This window comes from Agromyces sp. NPDC055658, assembly GCF_053618155.1.
The window spans coordinates 274-1,076 of sequence record NZ_JBSHHD010000146.1; the positions used below are offsets into that span (position 1 = coordinate 274).

The 803-nt window shown below is 67.6% G+C and carries 1 protein-coding gene; it reads left to right on the forward strand.

Annotation, left to right across the window (positions count from 1 at the left end; translation table 11 throughout):
* A partial coding sequence (locus ACWGPE_RS19220) for a PhoH family protein (RefSeq protein WP_452049351.1) occupies positions 1 to 798 on the forward strand: 798 nt, incomplete at its 5' end.
* Positions 799 to 803 lie beyond the last annotated feature (5 nt).

Sequence of the window (803 nt, forward strand, 5' to 3'; positions counted from 1 at the left end):
TTCTCCGACGGCGAGATCGATCTGACCGAGGCTCGGGATCTGCCCTGCCACACCGGAATTCGGTTGCTGGGTGGCAGTTCGTCGGCGCTCGGGCGGGTCAACGCCGAGAAGCGGGTGCAGCTGGTCCGCGGTGATCGCGAAGTGTTCGGCCTCCGGGGAAGGTCAGCCGAACAGCGCGTCGCCCTCGATCTGCTGCTCGACGAGTCCGTCGGCATCGTCTCGCTCGGCGGCAAGGCCGGCACCGGCAAATCCGCGCTCGCTCTGTGCGCGGGCCTGGAAGCCGTGCTGGAACGGCGAACTCAGCGCAAGGTCGTGGTGTTCCGTCCGCTGTATGCGGTCGGTGGACAGGATCTCGGCTACCTTCCCGGCAGCGAGAGCGAGAAGATGGGTCCATGGGCCCAGGCCGTCTTCGACACCCTCGAAGGGTTGGCCAGCCCGTCGGAGCTGGAAGAGGTTCTCGCCCCCGGAATGCTGGAAGTGCTTCCGTTGACCCACATTCGGGGCCGGTCCCTGCACGACTCGTTCGTCATCGTCGATGAGGCGCAGTCGCTGGAACGCAACGTGCTGCTGACCGTGCTGTCACGGCTCGGTGCGGGTTCGCGGGTGGTGCTGACCCACGACGTGGCCCAGCGCGACAACCTGCGGGTGGGCCGCCACGACGGTGTCGCGGCGGTGATCGAGAAGCTCAAGGGCCACCCCTTGTTCGCCCACATCACGCTGCAGCGCAGTGAACGTTCGCCGATCGCGGCGCTCGTCACCGAGATGCTGGAGGAGTTCAGCCCCGGCGCCCTGCCCTGAGCCCC